General features: G+C 72.5%; 23 protein-coding genes and 2 pseudogenes. 14 read left to right on the forward strand and 11 right to left on the reverse strand.

The window, feature by feature from the left end:
- Nucleotides 1–83: 83 nt before the first annotated feature.
- Both OG906_RS28890 and OG906_RS28895 read left to right on the forward strand, forming a co-directional pair.
- The gene (locus OG906_RS28890; RefSeq protein WP_267798658.1) at nucleotides 84–278 is read left to right on the forward strand and encodes a hypothetical protein; all 195 of its coding nucleotides are present in this window, start codon (nucleotides 84–86) and stop codon (nucleotides 276–278) included.
- Between the two features lie 174 nt (nucleotides 279–452).
- On the forward strand, nucleotides 453–2,021 hold the full coding sequence (locus tag OG906_RS28895) for a hypothetical protein (protein ID WP_329446937.1): 1,569 nt from the start codon (nucleotides 453–455) through the stop codon (nucleotides 2,019–2,021).
- Between the two features lie 52 nt (nucleotides 2,022–2,073).
- On the opposite strand, the gene OG906_RS28900 is transcribed toward OG906_RS28895, so the two are convergent.
- Nucleotides 2,074–2,706, reverse strand: a complete 633-nt coding sequence (locus tag OG906_RS28900; RefSeq protein ID WP_329446938.1) for a cytochrome b/b6 domain-containing protein — start codon at nucleotides 2,704–2,706, stop codon at nucleotides 2,074–2,076.
- A gap of 1 nt (nucleotide 2,707) precedes the next feature.
- The gene (locus OG906_RS28905) at nucleotides 2,708–3,373 is read right to left on the reverse strand and encodes a molybdopterin-dependent oxidoreductase (RefSeq protein ID WP_267798656.1); all 666 of its coding nucleotides are present in this window, start codon (nucleotides 3,371–3,373) and stop codon (nucleotides 2,708–2,710) included.
- A 365-nt stretch (nucleotides 3,374–3,738) separates the two neighbouring features.
- Between OG906_RS28905 and exaC the strand changes: the two genes are divergently transcribed.
- The 3 genes from exaC (at nucleotide 3,739) to OG906_RS28920 (ending at nucleotide 8,315) form a co-directional block, all read left to right on the forward strand.
- Entirely contained in the window at nucleotides 3,739–5,262 is a 1,524-nt protein-coding gene (exaC, locus tag OG906_RS28910) for an acetaldehyde dehydrogenase ExaC (RefSeq protein WP_329446941.1), read from the forward strand.
- Nucleotides 5,263–5,542: 280 nt separating this feature from the next.
- Nucleotides 5,543–7,600 carry a galactose-binding domain-containing protein gene (locus tag OG906_RS28915; RefSeq protein WP_329446942.1) on the forward strand — a complete coding sequence of 686 codons (2,058 nt, stop codon included), beginning with the start codon at nucleotides 5,543–5,545 and terminating at the stop codon, nucleotides 7,598–7,600.
- 106 nt (nucleotides 7,601–7,706) lie between these two features.
- The gene (locus tag OG906_RS28920) at nucleotides 7,707–8,315 is read left to right on the forward strand and encodes a TetR/AcrR family transcriptional regulator (RefSeq protein ID WP_267798652.1); all 609 of its coding nucleotides are present in this window, start codon (nucleotides 7,707–7,709) and stop codon (nucleotides 8,313–8,315) included.
- Between the two features lie 115 nt (nucleotides 8,316–8,430).
- On the opposite strand, the gene OG906_RS28925 is transcribed toward OG906_RS28920, so the two are convergent.
- The 4 genes and pseudogenes from OG906_RS28925 to OG906_RS28940 form a co-directional block, all read right to left on the reverse strand.
- Complete coding sequence (locus tag OG906_RS28925) at nucleotides 8,431–9,705, reverse strand: GAF domain-containing protein (protein ID WP_329446945.1); 1,275 nt, start codon at nucleotides 9,703–9,705, stop codon at nucleotides 8,431–8,433.
- A gap of 160 nt (nucleotides 9,706–9,865) precedes the next feature.
- Nucleotides 9,866–10,943 (reverse strand): annotated as a pseudogene (locus OG906_RS28930) (SWIM zinc finger family protein).
- A gap of 1 nt (nucleotide 10,944) precedes the next feature.
- Nucleotides 10,945–11,625 (reverse strand): annotated as a pseudogene (locus OG906_RS28935) (DEAD/DEAH box helicase); the annotation flags it as partial.
- A 198-nt stretch (nucleotides 11,626–11,823) separates the two neighbouring features.
- Nucleotides 11,824–12,390 carry a DUF6817 domain-containing protein gene (locus tag OG906_RS28940; RefSeq protein ID WP_329446947.1) on the reverse strand — a complete coding sequence of 189 codons (567 nt, stop codon included), beginning with the start codon at nucleotides 12,388–12,390 and terminating at the stop codon, nucleotides 11,824–11,826.
- A gap of 987 nt (nucleotides 12,391–13,377) precedes the next feature.
- Between OG906_RS28940 and OG906_RS28945 the strand changes: the two genes are divergently transcribed.
- The gene (locus tag OG906_RS28945; protein WP_053683347.1) at nucleotides 13,378–13,560 is read left to right on the forward strand and encodes a hypothetical protein; all 183 of its coding nucleotides are present in this window, start codon (nucleotides 13,378–13,380) and stop codon (nucleotides 13,558–13,560) included.
- A gap of 162 nt (nucleotides 13,561–13,722) precedes the next feature.
- Here the strand turns inward: OG906_RS28945 and OG906_RS28950 are convergent, their stop codons facing one another.
- Nucleotides 13,723–14,520, reverse strand: a complete 798-nt coding sequence (locus tag OG906_RS28950) for a hypothetical protein (RefSeq protein WP_329446949.1) — start codon at nucleotides 14,518–14,520, stop codon at nucleotides 13,723–13,725.
- Nucleotides 14,521–14,662: 142 nt separating this feature from the next.
- Here OG906_RS28950 and OG906_RS28955 point away from each other — a divergent pair, with 142 nt between their 5' ends.
- Complete coding sequence (locus OG906_RS28955) at nucleotides 14,663–15,577, forward strand: oxygenase MpaB family protein (protein WP_329446952.1); 915 nt, start codon at nucleotides 14,663–14,665, stop codon at nucleotides 15,575–15,577.
- A 49-nt stretch (nucleotides 15,578–15,626) separates the two neighbouring features.
- Here OG906_RS28955 and OG906_RS28960 read toward each other — a convergent pair whose 3' ends face one another.
- Entirely contained in the window at nucleotides 15,627–16,226 is a 600-nt protein-coding gene (locus tag OG906_RS28960) for a class I SAM-dependent methyltransferase (RefSeq protein WP_329446954.1), read from the reverse strand.
- A 160-nt stretch (nucleotides 16,227–16,386) separates the two neighbouring features.
- On the opposite strand from OG906_RS28960, the gene OG906_RS28965 reads away from it, so the two are divergent.
- From OG906_RS28965 to OG906_RS28985, 5 genes are read left to right on the forward strand one after another with little or no spacing between them, the layout of a single operon-like run.
- Nucleotides 16,387–17,166, forward strand: coding sequence for an MHYT domain-containing protein (locus OG906_RS28965; protein WP_329446956.1), 780 nt, complete (start codon nucleotides 16,387–16,389; stop codon nucleotides 17,164–17,166).
- Between the two features lie 60 nt (nucleotides 17,167–17,226).
- Nucleotides 17,227–19,839 (forward strand): sensor histidine kinase, encoded by a 2,613-nt coding sequence (locus OG906_RS28970; RefSeq protein ID WP_329446958.1) that lies wholly within the window; start codon nucleotides 17,227–17,229, stop codon nucleotides 19,837–19,839.
- Entirely contained in the window at nucleotides 19,839–20,282 is a 444-nt protein-coding gene (locus tag OG906_RS28975; RefSeq protein WP_329446960.1) for a roadblock/LC7 domain-containing protein, read from the forward strand. The genes OG906_RS28970 and OG906_RS28975 overlap by 1 nt, the downstream gene beginning before the upstream one ends.
- Nucleotides 20,279–20,683, forward strand: coding sequence for a DUF742 domain-containing protein (locus OG906_RS28980; RefSeq protein WP_392894253.1), 405 nt, complete (start codon nucleotides 20,279–20,281; stop codon nucleotides 20,681–20,683). Before OG906_RS28975 ends, OG906_RS28980 begins: the two co-directional genes overlap by 4 nt.
- The gene (locus OG906_RS28985) at nucleotides 20,683–21,342 is read left to right on the forward strand and encodes a GTP-binding protein (protein ID WP_329446961.1); all 660 of its coding nucleotides are present in this window, start codon (nucleotides 20,683–20,685) and stop codon (nucleotides 21,340–21,342) included. Before OG906_RS28980 ends, OG906_RS28985 begins: the two co-directional genes overlap by 1 nt.
- 38 nt (nucleotides 21,343–21,380) lie before the next feature.
- On the opposite strand, the gene OG906_RS28990 is transcribed toward OG906_RS28985, so the two are convergent.
- Nucleotides 21,381–21,818, reverse strand: coding sequence for a PPOX class F420-dependent oxidoreductase (locus tag OG906_RS28990; RefSeq protein WP_267801038.1), 438 nt, complete (start codon nucleotides 21,816–21,818; stop codon nucleotides 21,381–21,383).
- A gap of 106 nt (nucleotides 21,819–21,924) precedes the next feature.
- On the opposite strand from OG906_RS28990, the gene OG906_RS28995 reads away from it, so the two are divergent.
- Nucleotides 21,925–22,323: a roadblock/LC7 domain-containing protein gene (locus OG906_RS28995; protein ID WP_053683454.1), complete on the forward strand. Its 399-nt coding sequence runs from the start codon at nucleotides 21,925–21,927 to the stop codon at nucleotides 22,321–22,323.
- A 182-nt stretch (nucleotides 22,324–22,505) separates the two neighbouring features.
- Nucleotides 22,506–23,366 (forward strand): DUF6397 family protein, encoded by an 861-nt coding sequence (locus tag OG906_RS29000; protein WP_329446966.1) that lies wholly within the window; start codon nucleotides 22,506–22,508, stop codon nucleotides 23,364–23,366.
- On the opposite strand, the gene OG906_RS29005 is transcribed toward OG906_RS29000, so the two are convergent.
- Nucleotides 23,330–23,731 carry a YchJ family protein gene (locus OG906_RS29005; protein WP_329446968.1) on the reverse strand — a complete coding sequence of 134 codons (402 nt, stop codon included), beginning with the start codon at nucleotides 23,729–23,731 and terminating at the stop codon, nucleotides 23,330–23,332. The genes OG906_RS29000 and OG906_RS29005 overlap by 37 nt on opposite strands.
- An 8-nt stretch (nucleotides 23,732–23,739) precedes the next feature.
- Nucleotides 23,740–24,669, reverse strand: a complete 930-nt coding sequence (locus tag OG906_RS29010) for an acyl-CoA thioesterase (RefSeq protein ID WP_329446970.1) — start codon at nucleotides 24,667–24,669, stop codon at nucleotides 23,740–23,742.
- Nucleotides 24,670–24,716: the final 47 nt, after the last annotated feature.

The following is a 24,716-nucleotide window of genomic DNA, read 5'->3' on the forward strand; positions in this document are numbered from 1 at the left end:
GGTCAACACCCGTACGGCGTACACGTCTTTCGCCCGAAGGGCCCCCTCGCTGCGCCACCATGGCGGCGCCCAAGGAGGTTCCGATGGTGATTTCCCTCTCCGTGATCGTCCTGCTCCTCGTCCTCGCGTGGATCTTCCTGCGCGGCGGCGGACTCAAGTTCTCCCACGCGCTCGTCTGCGCCCTGCTCGGCTTCCAACTCGCGGGCAGCAGCATCGCCATGACCATCCACGACGGACTCGCGGCCACCGCGAACGTCGTGTCCGGCTTCAACCCCTAGCTCGTCTCCTTCTCGATCAGGCCGTCGACGTCTCGCCCTTCTTGATCGACTGTTGCGCCTTCGTGAATCATCCGGCTCTTCCATGGACTCCTCGGACCGTGCGATCTAGCGTCTGGCGGCGGCGCGATGTGAGACGCAGTGTCAACAGAACTGAAGACCATGGAGGAAGTCCGGATGTTCCGAAGAGCGCTGAACTGCGCGGTGGTACCGGCTCTCGCCGCGTTCGTGGCGATGTACGGCATCTCACCGGCCCAGGCCGAGGAGATACCCAAGGCCCCCGGCCACCGCCTGATCAGCCACTACGACGGCGCCCCCGCCGCCGCCGTCCCGCTGCCGGGCGACGCCCCGCCGCAGCACCCCTACCTCGCGCCCAACGGCCGCAGCGGCATGCACTCCGACGCCGCGGGCAGCGCCACCTCGCCCTGGTCCGGGCCGCTGGGCAGGAACCCGCAGGTCACCAGCGAGAAGATCGCCGCACTCGGCGGCGAATGCGCCACCGCCACCTTCGACTCGGCCGGCAGGATCGTCACCGTCTGCGGCACCTTCTCCGGGTTCAAGGTCAAGCTCCTCGACCCCCGCACGCTCGCCACGCTCGCGGAACACTCACTCCCGCAGCGCTCTTCGACGGTCGAGGCGATCACCTCGCTCGACTTCGCGAAGATCTTCAAGGACACCTCGGGCGGTGCCTACTTCTACCTGGACAACCAGGACCGTGCGGTGCTGGCCGACTCCCGCCAGCACATCCTGCGCCTCGCCCACTCGCAGAACCCGGACGGCACCTGGAAGTTCACGGTCGACAACGACTGGGACCTCACGGGCCAGGTCCCGCACGACTGCGTCAGCTGGACCAACCTGTGGCCCAGCGGCACCTGTGACCCCGTCACCTCCGTCATGCCCGACTGGAGCGGCCGCATCTGGTGGGTCACCCGCCAGGGCCGCGTCGGCACCGTGGACCCGGCGACCTCGGCGATCCGCTCCGTCCGGCTCGAAGGCGAGGAGATCCAGAACTCCTTCTCCGTCGCCGAGGACGGGGTCTCCATCGTCACCGACCACGCCCTGTACAGCTTCGCCACCACCGCCGACGGCACCCCGCGCGTGCAGTGGCGCCAGACCTACGACCGGGGTACGGGCACCAAGCCGGGCTCCGTGAACCAGGGTTCGGGCACCACCCCGGACCTCTTCGGCAACGGCTACGTCGCCATCACCGACAACTCCGACGACCGGATGAACGTGCTCGTGTACAAGCGGGGCGTGGACGTCCCCGCCGACCGGCGGCTCGTCTGCAAGGTCCCGGTGTTCGGATCGGGGGCCTCGACCACCGACAACTCCCTGATCACCTGGGGCAACAGCATCATCGTCGAGAACAACTACGGCTACGAGAACCCCACCACCCTGCTGCTCGGCAAGTCCGTCGTCGGCGGTGTCAGCCGCATCGACGTGCGCGCCGACGGCAGCGGCTGCGACACGGTGTGGCAGAGCGCGATCCGCTCGCCCTCCGTCGTCCCGAAGCTCTCCACCGCGAACGGGCTGCTCTACTTCTACGAGAAGGAGCCCAACGCCTGGGGCATCGACGCCTGGTACCTCACCGCGGTGGACTTCCGCACCGGTGAGCGGCGCTGGCGACAGCTGACCGGCACCGGCGCGCTGTACGACAACAACTGGGCGCCGATCACCCTCGGCCCCGACGGCACCGCGTACGTCGGCGTGTTCAACGGCATCGTGGCGGTCCGCGACGGCGGCTGACGCCCGGGGGCCAGGCCCGGGGGCTGACGGGTGGCGCCGATCGCGCCGCCCGTCAGTCGTCCTGCCTCCACAACGGGTGCTCGCGTGCGGCCCAGGCCCGATCCACCGAGCCCGTGCGCAGGCCGCGCCGGGCCTCCGGATCACCCAGGGCCTTGCCGATGTGCCCGGCGAGGACGACGCCGAGGGCCAGGGCGAGCCAGTCGTGCACGAAGGTCGCCCCGGTCCGCCAGACGAGCGGGGCCAGGCCGGTGGCCCACATCAGCAGCCCGGTGCCGAGCATCACCGTCACCGCGCCGCCCAGCCAGCCCGCGTACACCTTCTGGCCGGCGTTGAACTTCCCGGCCGGCCGGGGCCCGTGCCGGTCCCTGCGCAGCACGGTGCGCAACCACACCCTGTCGTGCGGTCCGAACCGGTTGAGCCGGCGCAGATCGCCGCGGAAGGCCCGGGAGACCAGGCCGAGCAGGAACGGGACGACGAGCAGCAGACCGGACCACACGTGGACGGTCACGACGAGGTGGCGTCGCCCGACGAGCTCGGCGAGGGGCGGCAGGTAGAGGCAGCCCGCCGACACCACGCAGATCCCCATCAGCGTGGCCGTGGCCCGGTGCACCAGGCGTTGGGGACGACCGAAGCGCCGTACGCGAGCGCCCTGCCGGGGCTCCGGCCGCGACTGCGCGGGCCGCATCTCAGACGGTGGGGGCATCATCGCGTCCGTTCGACGTGCCGACCCAGGCGTCGACGTCGTAGCCGAGCCGCTCCCAGTAACCGGGCTCCACGTCACGCGTGACGGTGATGCCGGAGAGCCATTTCGCCGACTTGTAGAAGTACATCGGGGCCACGTACAGGCGCGCGGGCCCACCGTGGGCGTGACTCAGCGGCTCGTCCCGCATCCGCAGGGCCACCATCACGTCGGCCCGGCGGGCCTGGGAAAGCGTCAGGCTCTCGGTGTACGTGCCGTCGAAACAGCTGAACCGGATGGCCCGCCCCTCGGGCCGCACCCCGGCGGCGTCCAGCAGCCGGAAGACCGGCACGCCCTCAAAGGGCGTGGCGGGCACGCGCCAGCCGGTGACGCACTGGACGTCCCGGACGACCCGGGTCTGCGGCAGCCGCCGCAACGCATCGAGGTCGTACGTTCCCGGACGCTCGACGAGCCCGTCCACCCGCAGCCGGTAGTCCGCGGGGGAGCGCTCGGGGACGGAGGCGGCCACCGAGTAGTAGCGGAACCCGCCGCCGTTGGGCAGGAGCCCGGTCAGGCCGGTCGGATCCTTGCCGGCGGCGGCGCCGAGCGCCCTTTCGAAGCCCCGTTGCAGCTGGGGCGCGGCCACCAGCCCGGCCGCGCCGAGCCCGAGCATGCCCAGGACCAGACGCCGCCCGACCGGGGCGCCGACCAGGTCGGGATCCGATGGATCACGCAGGTCGGGACCGGGACCCGTCGGATCATGCCGCCTGGACTGATCACGCCGTTCGGACGGTTCCGGCCGCTCCGACGGATCACGCCGTTTTGACGGCTCCGGCCGCCCCGCTGACTCCCGCTCCGTGCTCACCCGTCGATTCGACCACCGCCGGCGCCCCGACGCCAAGGGGAGAGGGGCGTCCGTCAGACTTCCGTCACACCTGGTGGCGGCCACCTCGTGCAACGTGTCCGCAACCTGGTCCCTCCTAGCCTCCTTCCCAGTGCCGACCGACGACGGCCGGCACCCGGCAAGGGGAGGTTTCCATGGCCCGTTTCGCTGCGCCCGGTACCGAAGGCGCGCTGATGTCGTACGCGTCCTGCTACGACCACTACATCGGTGGCGCGTACACCGCTCCCGTCCGGGGCCGGTACTTCGACAACCCCTCCCCGGTGACCGGCGCGCCCTTCACGGAGATCGCCCGGGGCACCGCCGAGGACGTCGAGCTGGCCCTGGACGCCGCGCACGCCGCCGCGCCCGCCTGGGGACGTACCTCGGTCACGGAGCGGGCCGGCATCCTGCTGCGCATCGCGGACCGGATGGAGGAGAACCTCCAGGCCCTCGCGGTCGCGGAGACCTGGGAGAACGGCAAGCCGATACGGGAGACCCTCGCGGCGGACCTGCCGCTGGCGATCGACCAGTTCCGCTACTTCGCGGGCGCGCTGCGGGCCCAGGAGGGTGCGCTCAGCCAGATCGACGACGACACGGTCGCCTACCACTTCCACGAGCCGCTGGGCGTGGTCGGCCAGATCATCCCGTGGAACTTCCCGATCCTGATGGCGGTGTGGAAGCTGGCGCCGGCGCTGGCCGCCGGGAACACGGTGGTGCTCAAGCCGGCCGAGCAGACCCCGGCCTCGGTGCACTACTGGCTCGGCCTGGTCGAGGACCTGCTCCCGCCGGGCGTGGTCAACATCGTCAACGGCTTCGGCGAGGAGGCCGGCAAGCCGCTGGCCTCCAGCCCGCGCGTGGCGAAGATCGCCTTCACCGGGGAGACCTCCACCGGGCGGCTGATCATGCAGTACGCGGCGGAGCACCTCAAGCCCGTCACTCTCGAACTCGGCGGCAAGAGCCCCAACCTCTTCTTCGACGACATCTGGTCGACCGACGACGACCTGCGGGACAAGGCGCTGGAGGGCTTCACCATGTTCGCCCTCAACCAGGGCGAGGTGTGCACGAGCCCCTCGCGCGCCCTGATCGAGCGCGGTCGGTACGGCGACTTCCTCGACGCGGCCGTCGCCCGCACCGAACTGATCGTGCCGGGACACCCGCTGGACACGGACACGATGATCGGTGCCCAGGCCTCGGAGGAGCAGCTGAAGAAGGTCCTGTCGTACGTGGAGATCGGGCTGAAGGAGGGCGCCAAGGTCCTCACGGGCGGGCAGCGCATCGAGCACGGCGGCGACCTCGCGGGCGGGTTCTACGTACAGCCGACGATCTTCGAGGGGGACAACCGGATGCGGATCTTCCAGGAGGAGATCTTCGGCCCCGTGGTGTCGGTGACCTCGTTCGACGACTTCGACGACGCCGTCCGCATCGCCAACGACACGGCGTACGGCCTCGGCGCCGGTGTCTGGACCCGGGACATCAACACGGCCTACCGCGCGGGCCGTGCCATCCAGGCGGGCCGGGTCTGGACGAACTGCTACCACGCCTACCCCGCCCACGCGGCCTTCGGCGGCTACAAGCAGTCCGGCATCGGCCGCGAGACCCACAAGATGATGCTGGAGCACTACCAGCAGACGAAGAACATGCTGGTCAGCTACTCCCCGAAGCGGCTCGGCTTCTTCTAGTCGCCGCTCCCGCGGGCGGGAGGCGCGGCCTCGGCGGGGCGGGGAACGTGGGCGAACGGAACGTGATTCCGTCGAGGTTACCGTGGGTACGATCGATCCGACGGTCCATCAGGTCAACTGACCCGGACCCTTGACTCCGGTTGTCGGAGTCGGGATTCTCGACACATTGTTTGCGCGGGACATGACAAGCGGCTGGTCGGGGATCGTGCGGTTCACGCCCCGGCCGGCCGTGTGCCTGGACCGCGCCCTCCGCCGACGACCGTGGACGTGAGTGGTGGCCATGAACCGATCCCCGCACAGCAGACGCAAACCGATCGCGGTGCTGTCACTGCTCCTCGCCATGCTGGCCATGGCGCTCGGCCCCACCTCGGGGGCCGCGGCCGACACCGGGTGGTGGAACCCCACCGCGCGGCCCGGGCCGGACTCCCAGATCAACGTCACCGGCGAACCCTTCAAGGGAACCGACGCCCAGGGCAACGTACGGGGCTTCGTCGACGCCCACGACCACCTGATGTCCAACGAGGGCTTCGGCGGTCGGCTCATCTGCGGCAAGCCCTTCTCGGAGGCGGGGATCGCGGACGCGCTCAAGGACTGTCCCGAGCACTACCCCGACGGCACGCTCGCGATCTTCGACTTCATCACCAAGGGCGGCGACGGCAAGCACGACCCCGACGGCTGGCCGACCTTCAAGGACTGGCCCGCGCACGACTCGCTGACCCACCAGCAGAACTACTACGCCTGGGTCGAACGCGCCTGGCGCGGCGGACAGCGGATCCTCGTCAACGACCTCGTCACCAACGGGGTCATCTGCTCGGTCTACTTCTTCAAGGACCGCGGCTGTGACGAGATGACCGCGATCCGGCTGGAAGCCCAGAAGACCTACGACATGCAGGCCTACATCGACAAGATGTACGGCGGCACGGGCAAGGGCTGGTTCCGCATCGTCACCGACTCCGCCCAGGCCCGCGAGGTCATCCAGCAGGGCAAACTGGCCGTCGTCCTGGGCGTGGAGACCTCCGAGCCCTTCGGCTGCAAGCAGATCCTGGACATCTCGCAATGCAGCAAGGCGGACATCGACCGCGGGCTCGACGAACTGCACCAACTCGGCGTGCGCAGCATGTTCCTGTGCCACAAGTTCGACAACGCCCTCTGCGGGGTCCGCTTCGACCAGGGAGCCCTCGGCACCGCGATCAACGTGGGCCAGTTCCTGTCCACCGGCACCTTCTGGAAGACGGAGGCGTGCACCGGTCCGCAGCACGACAACCCCATCGGCCTCGCGCCGGCGGCCGAAGCCGAGAAGAAGCTCCCGGCGGGCGTCAGCGTTCCGTCCTACGCCGCCGGCGCGCAGTGCAACACCCGCGGCCTCACCGACCTCGGCGAGTACGCGGTGCGCGGCATGATGAAACGCAAGATGATGCTCGAAGTCGACCACATGAGCGTCAAGGCCGCCGGACGGGCCTTCGACATCCTGGAGTCCGAGTCCTACCCCGGCGTGATCTCCTCGCACAGCTGGATGGACCTCGACTGGACCGAACGCCTCTACAAGCTCGGCGGTTTCGCCGCCCAGTACATGAACGGGGCCGAGGGATTCAGCGCCGAGGCCAAGCGCACCGACGCCCTGCGCGACAAGTACGACGTCGGCTACGGCTACGGCACCGACATGAACGGCGTCGGCGGCTGGCCCGGCCCGCGCGGCGCCGACACCCCCAACCCGGTGCGCTACCCGTTCCGCAGCACCGACGGCGGCTCCGTCATCGACAAGCAGACCACCGGGCAGCGCACCTGGGACCTCAACACCGACGGCGCGTCCCACTACGGGCTGGTCCCCGACTGGATCGAGGACATCCGCAACGTCGGCGGCCAGGGAGTCGTCGACGACATGTTCCGCGGAGCGGAGTCCTACCTGCGCACCTGGGGCGGATCCGAACGCCACAAGGCCGGAGCCAACCTCGCGTCGGGCGCCGCCACCTCGGCCAGCACCTCCGAATGGAACCCGTTCGTGAGCTACGCCCCCGACCGGGCCGTGGACGGCAACCGCGGCACCCGCTGGGCGAGCGACTGGAGCGACGACCAGTGGCTCCGCATCGATCTGGGAACCACCGGCCTGGTCAAGCGCGTCACCCTGGACTGGGAACGCGCGTACGCCAGGTCGTACGCCATCGAGGTCTCCACGGACGGGGTGAACTGGCGGACGGTCTGGTCGACCACCGCCGGTGACGGTGGCCTGGACACCGCCCGGTTCGCCGGGGTCCCGGCACGCCACATCCGCGTCCACGGACAAGGCCGCGGCACCCAGTGGGGCTACTCCCTCCACGAGGTGGGCGTCTTCAGCAGCTGACGGCCCTGCCTGCGAGTCGGCCGGGGCGGCCGGATCGGGATTCCCGAGCCGGCCGCCCCGGCCTTCCGCGCTCCGCCGGGGCGCGGGGGAACGAAGGGAACAGCACATGGCCCGGATGCCCTTGGCCGACCGCCGCCGGCAATTGACCGAGGCGGCGATCCGCGCCATGGCCCGCGACGGCGTCCCCAGGACGACCACGCGCTCCATCGTCGCCGAGGCGGGTGTGTCGCTGAGCGTCTTCCACTACTGCTTCGACTCCAAGCAGGCGCTCCTCGAATCCGTCATCGAGACGATCACCGCCCACTACGTGGGCGTCGTGAAGGACGCCATCCGGCCGAGGGCCACGCTCCGGGAGACCATCCGCGCCGGGTTCCAGGCCTACTGGGACCATGTCGCGGCCCACCCCGAGGAGCACATGCTCACCTACGAACTGACCCAGTACGCTCTGCGCCAGCCCGGCTTCGAGCACCTGGCGCGGCGCCAGTACGAGCTGTACTCCGAGACGTACTGCGCGCTCCTCGCACAGCTCCGCGGCATGATGACCTTCGAACTCAGCGTCCCCGACACCGTGCTGGCCCGATACCTCGCCGCCATGACCGACGGGGTCACCCTCCACCACCTCGTCGTCGGCAACGACCGGGTCGCGGCCGAGATCCTCGACATGATCAGCGACCACGTGGCCGGGCTCATCCGCGAGGAAGCCCCCGCCGTCTGAGAAGGCCCGCGCCATCCGGAGGCCGGGACGACACGCGACTCTCGGCCCGGCGGACGGGCGGTGACCGGACCCGCGAACAGACGACCGTCGGCCCGGAGGCCGGGCGGGGATCGCGTCAGCGGGCGGGCCGGTCGGCGGACAGCTCGCGGTCCAGGGAGCGCACGCGGGCCAGCGCGGCCGGGCGCCCCTCCACCGGCAGCGCACCGGCCAGCGCCCGCCACACACCCGGATCGTCCGCACCCCACGGCCGGCACACCCAGTCGCCCAGCAACCCCGCGTCCGCCCGCGCGATCACCGCGGCCCGCGCCTGGTCCTCGATCCGGCGGCGCAGCCGAACGATCCCGGGCGCCGTCGAAGCGGGCAGCAGCGGGCCCGGATATCCGGTGAGGGCCGCCGAGACGGCACCCGACGCGAGATGCCGGGCCACGACGGCGAAGTCGGCCTCCAGCGGGGCGGCCGTGCGATAGGGCCGCGAGAGGAGGTTCCCCGGGCCCAACAGGCCGCGCAGCCTTGAGATCTCCGCCCGCAGCGTGACCGCCGACACCGACTCGTCCTCGTACAGGTCGATCGCCAGCTCCTCGCCCGAGAGCCCCTCCGGGTGGTGGGCGAGCAACGCCATGATCTCGCTGTGCCGTCGCCCGAGCGCCACCTCCCGGCCGCCGCCCACCCACAGCGCCTCGTCCCGGCCGAGCGCGGCGAGGCTGTCCGGGACGTGGGCGTGCGACGGCTCCGGTTCCATCAGGGCCAGTTGGGCCTCGGCCGCCCGGGCCACCGCCCGCACGAACGCCAGCGCACGGGGATGGGCCAGCCCGTCGCCCCCGGTGATGTCGACCGCGCCGAGCAGCCGCCCCGTGCGCGGATCGCGGACCGGGGCCGCCGCACAGGTCCACGGATGCACCCGGCGGCTGAAGTGCTCGGCCCCGAAGACCTGCACGGCCTCGCCGACCGCCACCGCGGTGCCGGGGGCGTTGGTTCCCATCGCCGTCTCCGCCCACCGCGCGCCCGGCACGAAGCCGAGCCGCTCGGCCCGCCGCAGCGTGTCCGGCGCGCCCTCCACCCAGAGCAGGCTGCCCCGCGCGTCGCACACCGCCAACAGGTGCGCCCCGTGCGCGGCGAACGCCCCGACGAGGTCCCGGAACACCGGCAACACCCGGGCCAGCGGATGCTGCTCGCGGTAGGACCGCAGGTCCGCCTCCGCCAGCTCCACCCGGGCCGAGCACTCCGGGTTCACCCGGGCCCGCGCGCACCGCCGCCACGACCCGGCGATCACCGCCCGGACCGGAGCCTCCACCCGCCCGTCCCTGGTGAACACGTCATGGGCCCGCCGCAGTAACCGCGTGCGCTCGACGGGATCGGCCCCGCCCGGCAGCGCCACCGACGGATCGCCCATGTCACCCTCCCGTGGTGCCGCGGAACCCGGAGCGCCCCCATCGTCGTACCGGTACCGCACCACGACAAGCGGTACGCCGGCCGTCCCGTGACCGAACCCGACCCCCGGGCACGCGTTCCCGTCGGGCGGCGTGGGTCAGGCAAGATCCGAAAGAGACGACCTAGAGGGCCTGGTCCGGGTCCAGCGCCGTCAGGGCCGACGCCGGGTCCGGGGCCGACGGGCCGGCCGGGACCCACAGCTCCGCCTCGCGCCGGTACGGCCACCAGCGGCCGTCCCGCCCCAGGCGGAGCCGGCGGTCCGTGCCCGTCAGCTCCAACGCGCCCGTACCCGGCGCAGTTCGGGCTCCCGGGTGTCCGCCCACGCCGCCGCGAGCGCGGAACGCGCCCGACCCAAGGCGGCCCGGTCCGGCGTCCAGTCGTCCTCCCACACCGCCGGCGACGCGGCCCCGCCGGCCGCCGGTCCGCCTCCGACGCGGCCGCCTGCGCGAGGAACTCCACCGCGTCCACGTCCAGGTCGGGTTCGGTCCCGGTGTCCAACGTCGGCGGCCGGCCCGGTGCGTCCGGCAGCCGCGGCAGCGCCGGCAGCGGGGGCAGGGCCGCCCGGGCCGCGAACGCCTCGGCGGCCGGAACCCCTTCGTCCGCGTGGTCCGGGGCCTCGTCCGGGGCATCCGCTTCCGCGCTGCTGCGCTTCTCCAACGCGTCCACCAGATCGGCTCCCGCGCGCCCGCGCAGCAGCAACAACACGAACGGGTCCTGGTCCAACAGCCGCGCCACCTGATGGCAGAGCGCCACCGTGTGCGGGCAGTGGTCCCACTCGCCGCAGTCGCAGCGCGGATCGAGGTCCCCGATCCCGGGCAGCAGCGCGACCCCGGCCTCCGCCGCGTCCTCGGCCGGCTCCGGCGGCACCTCGCGGTCCAGCAGCGCCGCGATGTACCCCGACTCCGCGGCCGCCAGACCCACCACCCGATCCCATTCCGCTTCCGTGAACCGCTGGACCAGCACGTCCGTCCGGTGCGCCGTCCCGTCCGGATCGCGCACCACCGCCGTCAGACCGCCCGGCCGCACCGACACGGCGCCGACCGCGCCCCGGCGCGCGTACCGGCGCCCCTGCCGGACCTGCTCGCCGTCGAGCGCGCCGTCCTCCAGGGCGCGCAACCACGCGTGCCCCCACCAGGTCCCGGCGAAGCCGCGCCCGGGCGGCGGCAGCGCCGGGAAGGTCTTCTCGTCCGTGTTCGTCACGTCACTCCCCGGCCGGGTTCGAGCGCAGCGCCACGAGCTCGGCCAGCTCGGCGTCGGTCAGTTCGGTGAGCGCGCTCTCGCCGCCCGCGAGGACGGCGTCGGCGAGGGCCCGCTTGCGCTCCAGCAGCCGTGCGATGCGGTCCTCGACGGTGCCCTCGGCGATGAGCCGGTGGACCTGTACGGGCTGGGTCTGCCCGATCCGGTAGGCGCGGTCGGTGGCCTGTTCCTCCACGGCCGGGTTCCACCAGCGGTCGTAGTGGACGACGTGGGAGGCGCGCGTGAGGTTCAGGCCGGTGCCCACCGCCTTCAACGACAGCAGGAACACAGGCACCTCGCCCGACTGGAAGCGGTCCACGAGCTCCTGACGGCGGGGTACGGGCGTGCCCCCGTGCAGCAACCGCGAGGAGATGCCGCGGGCCCCGAGGTGCTTCTCCAGCAGCCGGGCCATCGCCACGTACTGGGTGAAGACCAGCACCGAGCCGTCCTCCGCGAGGATCGTGTCGAGGAGCTCGTCGAGCAGGTCCAGCTTGCCCGAAGGGGCGCCGGTGTCCTCTCCCAGGTACCGGGCGGGGTGGTTGCAGATCTGCTTGAGCGAGGTCAACAGCTTCACGACCAGGCCGCGCCGCTCCATCCCGTCCGCGTCCGAGATCGCGGAGAGGGTCTCGCGGACGACCGCCTGACTCGCGGCAGATGCCGTGTCCCGCACAGGTCGTGTCGCTGTACGGCGGGGTGACGGCTCCAGCCGACCGCTGATCCAAGTGGGGCACCGTGTCTCTTTCGGCTGACGCGGTGTGTCCGAGCTCACCAGAGGTACCGCTCGCCTGGGGAGTCCAGATCCGCATGAGTGAGCTGCCAGCGGACCGGTTCCCCCTCGATCTACTCAGTCCTGCGGGGCTGCGGCAAGCACCGTGTGGCAGTCCGACCAAGCGGGTTGGCTCAGCAGAGGCTGCAAGCGGGTGAACAGGGCGAGGAGTTCGGCTCCCCGCTTCTCGCGGAAGACGGAGTCGATGCGGGCGAGGTCGAGTTCGTTGGCGGCGGACAACTCGGCGAAGTCTCGTCGAAGTTGCGGCTGGGGAGTGTGGAGACGTCCCGTGAACCGATTCCGGAAGGCACCGTCGACATCCGCGAGCGTCGGATAAGTGGCCTCTCGGTCACACGCCGCGTATTGATACACGATGGCTTCAGCCTCGGCACCGATCACCTCTGCAAGTTCGGTGCGGCTGTCCGGAGACAGCAAGGCGGTGGGGAAGCCGTCGGTGCCGTAGAAAGCGTGACACAGACCCGCGAGCTGGAGGGCGGGGCGGGCGCCCCATACGGCGAGTTGTCCCTGGATGCGCTGGAGATGGGCGATGAGCGTGCCGCCCGGATGGACGATGTCCGCAGCACCGAGCTTGCGCAGTAGCGCGATGGCCTGGTCGGCAGCGGCAGCGGCAGGAGAAGGAGGCACAGAACGATGTCCTTTCGTCGCTTGGGGTCGGCACCCGTTCGTTCCTTCACGCCTGTGGTCCGGACCTCGCGAAAGCGCCGGACGGGTTGCCGCCTGGGCTTTGCGCTGATCATCGTGGAGCCCATGACCCCAGTCGCTCCTATGGATTTCTGCAGCGGTTCGGGCGACGGCAGCCGGAGCGGCCCGTCCCCGGGCAGCGGCACGCCGTGCGCGTCGGGTGGCCTGGCGGCCGACAGCTCCCGGATCTGCTCCAGGTCGGCCGGTCCCAGCGGGCCCGAGGCGCCAGGCGTCGTGACCGGCGGGGCCCAGGCCCGGCAGCAGCAGCCCGCAGCAGCAGCCCGCGCGCCACCAGGCGCAGGGCCAACAGCGCGGCGGCGCCCCAGAACGCGGCGGGGCGGCCGGCGCCGTCCGATGCGGAGCGGGAGCCCGCCCGCGCGTCGGACGCGGCCCCGGGGCCCGGGGCCCGGGTGGGAGCCGGTGTCGGCGGCGGTTCGGGCGCGGGTGAGCAGGGGCAGGGCGGCGCCGACGGGCAGGAGCAGTGCGGGGACGGTGACCTGCCGCGGGTCGGCGGTCACGACGTCGAGCCGCCCGACGGCCCCGGAGGCCGACCCGGCCGCGGCGTCACCGGTGCCCGGGGCGCGGAGACGGTCCGGGCCGTCCGGGCCGTTCGAGGCGTTCGAGGCGTCGGCTTCGCCCCCGGTGGGCGCGTCGGCCGGGTGCCAGAAGGGGAGCCGGCCCTCGCGCGGCGGGTCGGCCGGCAGGAAGGCGGCCGAGCAGCTGATGAGGTCGGAGATCTCGGGGAGCACGCCATCCTCGAACGTGACGACTGGTACGGGGCGGCCGAGGTTACCCCAAGGCCACCGCTCACGCAGTGCGTTCGCCTCGTGACCGGAGCCGCGTCCACAGGACGGCGAGGCGGCCGGGAACGCTGGACGGGAGCGGGGCGTTGAGCGGGGTAGTGGCCGACGCAGGAGGAGGTGTCCGCAGATGTCCACAGGCGGAAAGGTGGCCGTGGCCGGAGTGGTGGCAGCCATCGTGCTGTTCGCGACGGTCGGGTTCTGGCCGGGTCTCCTGGTGTTGATCGGGGTGCCCACCCTCGCGTACTTCCTGCTGGACCCCTCCCAGCGGCGTCGGCTGCGGGGTGTGTCCAGAAAGCAGATCGGCCGCTGACGGCGGCAGCGGTGCGGGCGGTGGCGGTGGCCGGGCGCTGAGGCCTGCGGTCGCGGACGTGGTCGCAGGCCTGTCGGTGGGCCGTCCTGCGCCGCGCGGAGCGGCGGGCCGGCGAGGGGCCGGCCGATCCGCCCGCGATGCGTGGCCCGCGGCTCTTCGTCCTCAGGCAGGCCGTGTCGCGACACGGTCCAGCGTCGCCAGCAGGTCCGGCAGTTCTGGCGCGTCGGGCCGCCCCGGGTCCGGGTGTTGCGGGACCGCGAGGACCTCGCCCGGCTCCTCGTCCAGCAGGACGAAGGCCGCGCCGTCCGTGCGACCGACCAGTGACCAGCCGGGGCCGTCCGCCCGGAGCGTGCGCGCGTTCTCGCTCGCGAAGCTGGACCGCACCCGCCCGGGCGGCGGCGGCTCGTCCGCGTACCCCGCGGCCTCCTTGAGCGCCCGCGCCAGTCCCGGGTGTGCGGCGGCCGCCGCCCCGCCGTCCGTCGCGACGCGCTCGGACCAGTCCGCCCACTCCCGGGCGATCTGGTCCGCACCCATCCGCCGCTGTACCGGCCCCCAGGTGTCGGCCGACGGGGGCGCGAGCGGCACCCGGCCGGTGCCGTCGGCGCCCTGCTCCGGATCGTGCGGTTCCGGGATGCCCGGCGCGGAGACCGTCAGCTCCAGCGGCCAGCCGGCCAGCGACACCACGATCGTCCGCTCCTCCGGGGACAGGTCGTACTCCATGCCGCAGTCCCAGGAGGCGATGGCCGTGGCGACGAGCGAGACGTCGTCCACCACGACCGTCCAGCGGGCGCCTTCCTCGTCCTGGCCCAGCACCAGCCCGTACCCGTCCGCGACCGGCCGCACGCCCAGCAGCGCGCAGGCCTCCGGGAAGTCGTCGCCCATGATGCCCGGGAACTGCGTGGGGGTCAGCAGTACGGCGGTGAGCACGTACAGCGAGCCCCCGTCATCCTCTTCGGACACGTGGCCTCCTCCCGTTGCGGTCGCTCTCTCGTCGGCGCACCTTAACCAGCGGGTAACTCGCCCGTCGAGAGCCTGCGGACGTCGATTTTCAAGGCCGCCACCTGCACGTAGAGTTGGGCCCCCGCCACAGAAAGGGACTCCGGTGCGGCGTTACGACCGGCTGAGGGAGATCCTCCGGCTCGATCCCGACGAGGATTTCCTCGCCATCTACCGGCTGACCGCCACCTACGAATTCCCCTGGGACATCACCCGCGCCCTTGAACTGGCCCTCTTCAGGACGTACGCGGTCCCGAGCATCGGCCGGCTGCTCGCGGAGACCGCCGAGTTCACCGAACGCGCGCAGAAGCGCTATGACGACACGGCGCTGCTGCTCGACGCGGTCGTGGAGCACGGATTCGAGAGCGACACTGCGCGCACCGCGATCCGCCGCGTCAACCGGATGCACCGCAGCTACGACATCGCCGACGAGGACATGCGGTACGTCCTGTGCACCTTCGTGGTGATCCCGGCGCGCTGGATCGACTGCTACGGCTGGCGGCCCCTGACCCACCACGAGCGCCGCGCCTTCGCGCACTACTACGCCACCCTCGGTCGCCACATGGGCATCCCGGACATCCCGGATTCCTTCGAGGAGTTCGAAGCCTGCCTGAACGCCTACGAGGAGGCTCACTTCGGCTGGGACGAGGGCGGGCGCGAGGTGGCCGACGCCACCCTCGACCTGATGGCCTCCTGGTACCCGGGGCCCCTGGGCCCCGCCATGCGCGGAGTCGGCGTCGCACTGCTCGACGACTCGCTGCTGAGCGCGTTCCGGTACGAGACCCCGCGCCCGGCGGTCCGGCGGCTGGTCCGCGGGGCACTGCGGCTGCGCGGGCGCGCGGTACGGCTGCTGCCGCCGCGCCGGGCGCCGCACCACGCCCGCCAGAACCGGGAGATCAAGGGTTACCCGAACGGGTACGACGTCGGTGAGCTCGGCACCTTCCCGGTACCCGGTCAGGGCGGCTGCCCCGTACCGCATCAGCGCCGTCCCGCCGGAGCGGACGCCCAACCGCCCGCGTAGCGCCGGGACGGGCGGCGGCTCCGGATCCTCGGCGCGGGGGAGCGGTCGCTCAGGGGCGGTGTGTCGCGAGCACCAGGAAGCGGTGGTCCTCGTCGGCGTACGAGGTCATGTCCCAGCCCGAAGTCGACAGCAGCGGGCCGAGGTTGTGCTCGGCCCGCAGGTCGTCGGGGGTGAGTTCGCGACCGTGGCGCGCGGCGAGGGCGGCCCGCCCGATCGGGTGGAAGAGCGCGAGGCGACCGCCGGGGCGGACCACGCGGGCGAGCTCGCGCAGGTTCGACCCGGGGTCGGGCAGGTGCGCGATCAAGCCCGCCGCGAACACCGCGTCCAGCACCCCGTCCCGCAGGGGCAGTCGGGCCACGTCCGCCAGCAGCAGAGCGCCCTCGGCCTCCCGGCCGGCCTGTCGCGCGGCGGCCAGCATCCGCGGGGTGAGGTCGACGCCGAGCACCGTCCCCGAGGGGCCGACGGCCGCCCGCAGCGCCGTCAGGGCGCGCCCGGTACCGCAGCCCGCGTCGAGGACCCGGTCTCCGGGGCGCAGACCGAACTCGCCCACGGCGGTCGCGAAGGCGGGCCCGTCCGTCGGGAACTTGCGGTCCCAGTCGGCGGCGCGCGCCCCGAAGAACTCCTGCACGTGTGTGTGGTCTTCGCTCATGTGCCCATGATCCCCCACCCGACCATCCCTGCGGTGCGTGTGCAAGGTGGTACGCGGTGTGATCGAACGCGAACGTAGCTCTGTCATATTTCAGCAGTTACAGCGGCTTTCGAAATGCACACCTTGTTCGTGCCCTCACCCGGACTAGCGTCCGGTGGCCATGGGACACCTGGACCACGCCGCCTACGGCTGGCTGACACCCGCGCTGTCATACGTGATGGCATCGATCGGCGCCGCCCTCGGCCTGCGCTGCACCGTCCGTGCGCTCGCCGCGACCGGCTCCGCCCGCCGCAACTGGCTCCTCACCGCGGCATCCGCCCTCGGCACCGGCATCTGGACGATGCACTTCGTCGCGATGCTCGGCTTCGACGTCACCGGCACCGAGATCCACTACGACGTCCCTCTGACCATCCTCAGTCTCCTGGTGGCCGTGTTGGTCGTCGGGGCCGGTGTGTTCGCCGTCGGGTACGGCAGGAACCGCCGCCGGTCGCTGGTCATCGGTGGATTCACCACCGGCCTCGGCGTCGCGAGCATGCACTACCTCGGGATGGCGGCCCTGCGGCTGCACGGTGAGGTCTCCTACGATCCGCTCGTCGTCGGCTTGTCGGTCGTCGTCGCCGTCATCGCCGCCACCGTCGCGCTGTGGGCCGCGCTCAACATCACGTCGCCGATGGCCGTGGCCGGCGCCTCGCTCGTCATGGGCGCCGCGGTCAGCAGCATGCACTACACGGGGATGGCCGCCGTCGCGGTGCGCGTCGCACCCTCGGACGTGGCCTTGCCCGGCGCCACGGCGATGCAGTTCATCTTCCCGCTCGCCGTCGGGCTCGGCTCCTACCTCTTCATCACCGCCGCCTTCGTGGCACTGTCCCCGACCGCGGACGAACGGGCGGCGTCGGCAGCCGTCCGGAAACTCGGGGAGAGCGCCGTGCCCGCGCACTGAGCCCCCGGCCCGCGCGTCCCCACCGCCCCCCCAGCCCGTACCGCCCGGAACGAGGAGCCCATGCGTACACCCCGCAAGAAACCGGAAGCAGTGGCGCCGGGGCCGCCCGGGCCCCCGGCGCGCGGCCGCCGGGCGCACGCGGGGCCACCCGCCGAGGAGCCCGAGGAGAGAACGCCCCCGCACCCCGTCACCGCGGCCGGCTCCCGGGAGAGACCCCGGATCCGGCTGCGCCCCCGCACCGTCCGGGCCAAGATCGTCTCCCTGTTGATGGTCCCGGTGGTCTCGCTGCTCGCGCTCTGGGCCTTCGCCACGGTCAGCACCGCCCAGGACCTCGCCCGACTCGGCCGGGTCCAACGGGTCGAGCGGGAGATCGGCACCCCCGTCTCCGCCGCGCTCGCCGAGGTGCAGGCCGAACGGCGGGCCGCGGTGCGCTTCCTGGCCGACCCCGGTACCGGCGAGCCGGCCGCCGCCCTCGAACAGCAGACCCGGCGCACCGACGACGCCGTGCGCCGGCTGCGGCTCGGCGACCGGAACACCGTCGCCGACTCCGGTGACTACCGCACCGACGTCGTCGTCCGGCTCGGCGCGTTCGTGGCCGCCGCCGAGGGACTCGGCTCCGCGCGCAAGGACGTCATCGGCCGGCGGACGACCGCCGACGCCGCCTACGAGACGTACACCCGCGTCGCCGACGCCGCGCTCGCCGTCGGCGGGGCCCTGTCCGGTGCGCAGGACGCCGAACTCGGCCCGGACGCCCGGGTCCTGCTGGAGTTCGCCGAAGCCGGGGAACTGCTGTCGAGGGAGGACGCGTTGCTCGCCGTGCCGGGGCCGCGCAACGCCGAAGCGCTCCGTCGGCTGACCGGCGTCGTCGAAACCCGCCGTGCGCTGCTCGCGGACGCGGCCCGGGACCTGCCGAGCGCGGAGCGAACCGCGTGGGAGTCCGTGTCCAAGAGCGCCACGCACGCCGAGCTCATCGCGGCGGAGGACCGGGCGCTCACGGCGGGTACGGGACCCGGCGCCGGTTCCGGCGCCGCCAAGCCCGCCGGGTGGGACGCCGCCCACAGCGGTGTCAGTGCCTCGATCAGGGAGACCGAGGTCGCCGCACGCGCCGAAGTCACCGATCGCGCCGACCCGTTCGCCCGCGTGGCGCTCAGCGGAGCCGGCGCGGCCGTCGTCCTCGGCCTGGCCGCCGTCGTCGCCTCCCTGGTGATCTCCGTGCGGATCGGCCGCGCACTGGTGGTGGAACTGGTCTCGTTGCGCAACACCGCCCTGGAGATCGCGCGTCGCAAGCTCCCGTACGCCATGGAGCGACTGCGGGCCGGTCAGGACATCGACATCGAGGCCGAGACCTCGGCCGGGCCGCCCGCCGAGGACGAGATCACCCAGGTGGGGGAGGCCCTCTCCACCGTGCACCGGGCCGCACTGAGCGCCGCCGTCGAGCGCGCCGAACTCGCCGGCGGGGTGAGCGGTGTCTTCGTGAACCTCGCCCGCCGCAGTCAGGTCCTGGTGCACAGGCAGTTGACCCTGCTCGACTCCATGGAACGCCGCTCGGACGACCCGGGCGAACTCGACGACCTCTTCCGCCTCGACCACCTGACCACGCGGATGCGTCGACACGCGGAAAGCCTGATCATCCTGTCGGGAGCCGCCCCGGGTCGCGCGTGGCGCATGCCGATCCCCCTGACCAATGTCGTACGCGCCGCCGTCTCCGAGATCGAGGACTACCCGCGCGTCGAGGTCCGCGGGCTCGCCGAGGCGGCCGTGGTCGGCGGCGCGGTGGCCGACCTCACCCACCTGCTGGCCGAACTCGTCGAGAACGCAACCCAGTTCTCCCCGCCGCACACCAAGGTCCGGGTCAGCGGCGAGCCGGTGGGCGCCGGTTACGTCCTGGAGGTGGAGGACCGCGGGCTCGGCATGGGCCGCGAGGCGCTCTACGACGCCAACCGCCGGATCGAGCAGTCCGAGGCGCTCGACCTGTTCGACAGCGACCGCCTCGGACTGTTCGTGGTCAGCCGGCTCGCTGCCCGACAGGGGGTGCGGGTCCACCTGCGCCCGTCACCGTACGGAGGCACCACCGCCGTGGTCCTGCTGCCGAACTTCCTGCTCCAGGGCGCCATCACGGCGGTCGCGGACGAGCCCGCCGAGGCGACGGCGCCCTCCCCGGTCGCCGTGGGAGCCGTTCCCGTACGCGAGTCCTCCCGCGCCGGCGCCTCCCACGAGGGGGCCTCCGCCGGACCCGTCCGGGAGCGCGCCCGCGCCGGCGTCGTACGGGACGAGGCCGAGACACCGGCCGCGTCCGGTGCCGCGGCGGACCCCGAGCGGGACACCCCCGATCCGGACCCCGCGGGCGAGCCCGGGGAACCGCGGCCCGCCGCGGTCGCGCCGCTGCGGCCGCGCGGCCCCGGCGCCCCGGCGACCCGTACCCAGGTACCCGCCGCGGCGCCGGCGGGCGCGGCCTCGGTGACCGAACTGCCGCGCAGGGTCCGCCAGGCCAGCCTGGTCCCGCAACTGCGCGAGGTCCCCGAGCCCGAGGACCCGGCGGAAGCGGGCCCGTCGGGCGGACCGCCGGACCGCAGCCCAGAGCAGGCCCGGGACCGAATGGCCGCCTACCGGGCCGGCTGGGCCCGGGGCGCCGGCGAGAACTCCCCCCACGCAGGCAGCGAAGGAGAAGTGTGATGATCGAACACCAGCGGATCGGGCGCGACGGAACCCGCGGGGCCGGCGAGTCGGACTGGCTCCTGGACGACCTCGTGACCCGCGTCCGCGAGGTCCGGCACGCGGTGATCCTGTCCGGCGACGGCCTGGCGGTGGGATCCTCCAGCCGGCTCAGCCGGGAGGACGCCGAGCACCTGGCCGCCGTGGCCTCCGGCTTCCACAGCCTGGCCAAGGGCGCGGGCCGGCACTTCCGCGCCGGGGGCGTGCGCCAGACGATGGTCGAGATGGACGACGGATTCCTCTTCGTCGCCGCCGCGGGAGAAGGCTCCTGCCTGGCCGTCCTCAGCGCCGGCGGCGCCGACATCGGGCTCATCGCCTACGAGATGGCCCGGCTGGTCAAGCGGGTCGGCGAGCACCTGTACGCCCCCTCGCGGTTCGCGGCCCACCCGCCGGCCGCAGGGTGAGCGCGGCGCTCAGACCGGTGAACGGCCAGTGGTTCGACACCGAGGCGGGGCCGCTCGTGCGGCCCTACGCCATGACCGGCGGACGCACCAGACCGGGACCGCACGGCGTCCGCTTCGACTTGATCGCCCTGGTCGTCGTGGTGGACCCCGAGGGCGGCGCCGAGGCGACCGGGTCCCTGTGGGGCCCCGAACACCGTGCGCTGCTCGGATTGTGCCGCGACGAGACCCAATCGGTGGCGGAACTCGCCGCCGACGCCGACCTGCCCGTGGGCGTGGTGCGGGTGCTGCTGGGCGACCTGCTGGAGGCAGGCCACGTCAAGGTCAGCCGCCCGGTACCCCCCGCGCACCTGCCCGACGAGCGGATTCTGCGTGAAGTCATCGAAGGATTGCGAGCGCTGTGATGGGACTGCACCACAACGGATCCACCGGGTCCGGTCCGGAAGTCGACGAGGACGAGGACGAGGAAGCGGCGGCGCTCGCGCTGAAGATCCTCGTGGCGGGCGGCTTCGGCGTCGGCAAGACCACGCTGGTGGGCGCGGTCAGCGAGATCCGACCACTGCGCACGGAGGAACTGCTCAGCGAGGCGGGCCAACTCGTCGACGACACCGGAGGCGTCGACCAGAAGACCACCACGACGGTGGCCATGGACTTCGGGCGCATCACCATCCGCTCGGGCCTGTCGCTGTACCTGTTCGGCACGCCGGGACAGGACCGGTTCTGGTTCCTGTGGGACGAGCTGTCGCAAGGCGCCCTCGGCGCGGTGGTGTTGGCCGACACGCGAAGGCTGGAGGACTGCTTCCCGGCCGTGGACTACTTCGAGCACCGCCGGATCCCGTTCGTCGTGGCCGTCAACTGCTTTACGAGCGCGCGGCGTTACGCCTCGAACGAGGTGGCGCGGGCCCTTGATCTGGAACAGGGCACGCCCGTGGTGCTGTGCGACGCCCGGGACAAGGACTCCGGCAAGGAAGTGCTGATCCGGCTGGTCGAGTATGCCGGGCGGATGCACACCGCCCGGCTGCTCGCGTCGGTGGGCTCGGGTGCGCGGACGGGGCCGGAGTGACCGACGTCCGCAGCGTGCGGACGCCGGCGAGCACCGGGTCAGGCCGCCACGTCGGCCATCGCGATCACCTTGTCGATGGTGACGCGGACGAGGAGTTCCCCGTCGACCGCGTTGCGCCGGCCGAAGGCCTCGGCGCGCTCCTCGCCCATGTAGCGACCCCCGATCCTCGTCGCCCAGGTCAGCATCTCCCGCTCGTGGCCGGTGTACTCGACCAGCTCGGCGCGGCCCTGGAGGACGACGTAGGAGAAGGGCGGCCGGTCGTCGTCCACGCAGAGGGCGACCCGGCCGTCCCGGGCCAGATTCCGACCCTTGACGGTGTCGCGGCCGGTGTTGAACACGAACGTGTCCCCATCGAGAACGAACCAGATGGGAGCGATGTGCGGGCTCCCGTCCGCGCGGACGGTGGAGAGCTTCCCGGTACGGGTGGAATGCGAGACGAACGCCCGCCATTCCTCTTCGGTCATCTTCTTCGTCATGGGTCCATCCTCCTTGCCGGAAAGCCGCTGGTGGGGAAGGCTGGCGGCACGACCAAGCGGGGTGGGACGCGGCCACGTCGGCCGCGTCGACGGGGAGGGGCTGGAAATGGCACTGGACAAGCAGCTCGATTGGCTACTGGACGACCTGACACGCAGGGTCCCGCAGGTCCGGCACGCGGTGGTGCTGTCGAACGACGGGCTGGTGACGGGCGCGAGCGCGGGCCTGGCCCGGGAGGACGCGGAGCATCTCGCCGCCGTCGCGGCCGGGTTGCAGAGCCTGGCCAAGGGGTCCGGACGGCACTTCCGGGCGGGCGAGGTGCGCCAGACGATGGTCGAGTTCGACGAGGGGTTCCTGTTCGTCGTCGCGGCGGGCTCGGGCAGCTGCCTGTGCGCGCTCAGCGCCGCCGAGGCGGACATCGTGCAGGTCGCGTACGAGATGACCCTGATGGTGAACCGGGTGGGCGAGCACCTGGGCGTCGCGGAACGACGCATCACCGGGGGCTGACGGAGGGCCTCGACCCGGGGCCGGAGCGAGACTCGGACGGGGAGCCGGACCGGGTCCGGCGCAGTGCTCGGATCGGGAGTTCGGGGCCATGTGCGGGAGTTGTCCACAGGCCTCGCCGCACATCATCGCGCTGAGTTACGGTCTTCACACAGAGTGATCGCCACTCGTGGGGGAGGACCGTGATGAGGGCGGAAACGCAGGACCGCGCCGTGGCCGTACCGGACGCGCGGGAAGAATCGGGGCCGGGAGCACCGGCCGGGCCGGCGGCGGGCGCGTCGCCGGAGGCGCTGGTCGGCGGTGTCCGGGCCGCGCGGGAGCTGGGCCTGGGACGGGGCGAGTTGGCCCGGGCCGTGCAACTGGGACTGGTGCGCGCCGGACCCCGGGCGCCGAGCGGGGCCGCACGTTTCACGCGGGCCGAGGTGGAGCGGGTGACGGCGGCCGAGGGCTTCCCGGAAGCCCTGCGCGCGCGGGTCGAGACCGTGGCAGGCGCCGACGCCGGAGCCGAGGTGCTCGGGGTGGGGCCGAGCCGGTTCACCCGGCTCGCGCGCTGCGGGCACATCACCCCGATCGGCTACCGGATCAACCGCTACCGCGCCGTGGTGTGGCTCTACCTGACCGCCGAACTGCGGGCGTTCGCCGCCCGGGACGCCAGCATGTTGCGCGGGACGGCGCCCCCGGAAGACCGGGAGCTGATCGCGGCCAAAGGCGACCTGCGCCCCCGCACCTGGCGTGAGCGACACGTGGAGTTACTGCTGAGACGTATCGGCGACCCCTGGGAGCGGGCCGCCGTGCTCGCGTCCGTCCTTCCGACGGACGAGGTGCGGGAGGCGGTGCCCGATCCGGCCGAACGCATCGTGCTCGCGGCGCTGGCACCGCCCCCGCCCTACGGCCACCCGCGGATCCCGGAGGCCGCCGTCGTGGCGGAGTCGCTGCTGAGGGCCCGGCCGCCGGACGAGATCCGGTGGTACCGCGCCGGCCTGGACTTCGCCCTGACCGGCGCTCGGGGTCAGTCGAAGTCCACCGGGGAGAGGGGGCCGACATAGACCCAGGCCCCGTCCTCGCGGGAGAAGCCACTGTGCTCGTGCAGGGATCCGGCGTGCCGGCCCTCGCGGTAGTGCGCCCGGAACTCCACCGCGCCCTGTGTCTCGAACATGCCGCCGCGTTCGGTGGCGAGGATCTCCAGACGTTCCCAGCGCTGCCCGGGATCCAGTTCGAGCCGGTCCGGGCGGGTGGACGGGTGCCAGGAACGGAGCAGGTAGGCGGTGTCGCCGACCGCGAAGGCGCTGAAGCGCGACCGCATCAGCAACACCGCCGTGGGCGCCTGCCGGTCACCGGAGTGGAAGCGGCCGCAGCACTCCGGGTACGTGGCGGACAGCCCGCAGGGACAGGGGAGGACCGGGGTGGACATGGGCGTGCTCAGCTCTTCGTGGACGGGGCGGACGACGGCGCGGACGGGTCGGGCGACTGCGACGTCCTGGGGGCGTAGGGGCGGAAGAGGCCCTCCTGGACCACGGAGACCAGCAGCCTGCCCTCCAGGTCGTAGATGCGGCCGCGCGCCAGGCCCCGACCACCGTGCGCGATGGGGGACTCCTGGTCGTACAGGAACCACTCGTCGGCCCGGAACGGCCGGTGGAACCACATGGCGTGGTCCAACGAGGCCATGTCGAAGCCGCGCATGCCCCACAGCGGCTCCACCGGGATGCGCACGGCGTCGAGGAGGGTCATGTCACTGGCGTAGGTGAGGGCGCAGGTGTGCACGAGCGGATCGTCGCCGAGCGGGCCGACCGCCCGCATCCACACCGCGCTGCGCGGATCGGCGTTCTTGAGCTCCTCGGGAGTCCAGCGGAGCCGGTCCACGTAGCGGATGTCGAAGGGCTGGCGGCGGGCCATCCGCTCCAGGGCCTCGGGCAGGGCTCCCAGGTGCTCGCGGATCTCCTCCGCGACCGTAGGAAGCGTGTCCGGGTGCGGGAAGTCGAGGCGAGGGGGCAGCTGGTGCTCGATGCTGCCCTCCTCCGGATGATGGAAGGAGGCGGTCAGATTGAAGATGGTCTTGCCCTGCTGGACCGCGGTGACACGACGCGTCGTGAAGGAACGCCCGTCGCGCACCCGCTCCACCTGGTACACGATGGGCACCCCGGGAATGCCGGGGCGCAGGAAGTACGCGTGCAGCGAGTGGACCGGGCGGTCCGTCTCGGTCGTGCGGCCCGCGGCCACCAGCGCCTGGCCGGCGACCTGCCCGCCGAAGACGCGCTGGAGGGATTCCTGGGGGCTCGCGCCCCGGAAGATGTTGACCTCGATCTGCTCCAGATCGAGCAGATCGACCAGTCTCTCGGCGGGGTTCGTCATCAGGGGTTCTCCACTGTCGTGTCCGGCGGAATCGGCGGGCCCGGCGA

This window comes from Streptomyces sp. NBC_01426 (assembly GCF_036231985.1).
Lineage (GTDB): Bacteria > Actinomycetota > Actinomycetes > Streptomycetales > Streptomycetaceae > Streptomyces.

What these genes read in the sequence shown, in the direction of transcription:
- OG906_RS28890 (WP_267798658.1), top strand. Translation starts at nt 84, where the DNA reads ATGGTGATTTCCCTCTCCGTGATCGTCCTGCTCCTCGTCCTCGCGTGG.
- OG906_RS28895 (WP_329446937.1), top strand. Translation starts at nt 453, where the DNA reads ATGTTCCGAAGAGCGCTGAACTGCGCGGTGGTACCGGCTCTCGCCGCG.
- OG906_RS28900 (WP_329446938.1), bottom strand. Translation starts at nt 2,706, where the DNA reads ATGCGGCCCGCGCAGTCGCGGCCGGAGCCCCGGCAGGGCGCTCGCGTA.
- OG906_RS28905 (WP_267798656.1), bottom strand. Translation starts at nt 3,373, where the DNA reads ATGCTCGGGCTCGGCGCGGCCGGGCTGGTGGCCGCGCCCCAGCTGCAA.
- exaC (WP_329446941.1), top strand. Translation starts at nt 3,739, where the DNA reads ATGGCCCGTTTCGCTGCGCCCGGTACCGAAGGCGCGCTGATGTCGTAC.
- OG906_RS28915 (WP_329446942.1), top strand. Translation starts at nt 5,543, where the DNA reads ATGAACCGATCCCCGCACAGCAGACGCAAACCGATCGCGGTGCTGTCA.
- OG906_RS28920 (WP_267798652.1), top strand. Translation starts at nt 7,707, where the DNA reads ATGGCCCGGATGCCCTTGGCCGACCGCCGCCGGCAATTGACCGAGGCG.
- OG906_RS28925 (WP_329446945.1), bottom strand. Translation starts at nt 9,705, where the DNA reads ATGGGCGATCCGTCGGTGGCGCTGCCGGGCGGGGCCGATCCCGTCGAG.
- OG906_RS28945 (WP_053683347.1), top strand. Translation starts at nt 13,378, where the DNA reads ATGTCCACAGGCGGAAAGGTGGCCGTGGCCGGAGTGGTGGCAGCCATC.
- OG906_RS28960 (WP_329446954.1), bottom strand. Translation starts at nt 16,226, where the DNA reads ATGAGCGAAGACCACACACACGTGCAGGAGTTCTTCGGGGCGCGCGCC.
- OG906_RS28965 (WP_329446956.1), top strand. Translation starts at nt 16,387, where the DNA reads ATGGGACACCTGGACCACGCCGCCTACGGCTGGCTGACACCCGCGCTG.
- OG906_RS28970 (WP_329446958.1), top strand. Translation starts at nt 17,227, where the DNA reads ATGCGTACACCCCGCAAGAAACCGGAAGCAGTGGCGCCGGGGCCGCCC.
- OG906_RS28975 (WP_329446960.1), top strand. Translation starts at nt 19,839, where the DNA reads ATGATCGAACACCAGCGGATCGGGCGCGACGGAACCCGCGGGGCCGGC.
- OG906_RS28985 (WP_329446961.1), top strand. Translation starts at nt 20,683, where the DNA reads ATGGGACTGCACCACAACGGATCCACCGGGTCCGGTCCGGAAGTCGAC.
- OG906_RS28990 (WP_267801038.1), bottom strand. Translation starts at nt 21,818, where the DNA reads ATGACGAAGAAGATGACCGAAGAGGAATGGCGGGCGTTCGTCTCGCAT.
- OG906_RS28995 (WP_053683454.1), top strand. Translation starts at nt 21,925, where the DNA reads ATGGCACTGGACAAGCAGCTCGATTGGCTACTGGACGACCTGACACGC.
- OG906_RS29000 (WP_329446966.1), top strand. Translation starts at nt 22,506, where the DNA reads ATGAGGGCGGAAACGCAGGACCGCGCCGTGGCCGTACCGGACGCGCGG.
- OG906_RS29005 (WP_329446968.1), bottom strand. Translation starts at nt 23,731, where the DNA reads ATGTCCACCCCGGTCCTCCCCTGTCCCTGCGGGCTGTCCGCCACGTAC.
- OG906_RS29010 (WP_329446970.1), bottom strand. Translation starts at nt 24,669, where the DNA reads ATGACGAACCCCGCCGAGAGACTGGTCGATCTGCTCGATCTGGAGCAG.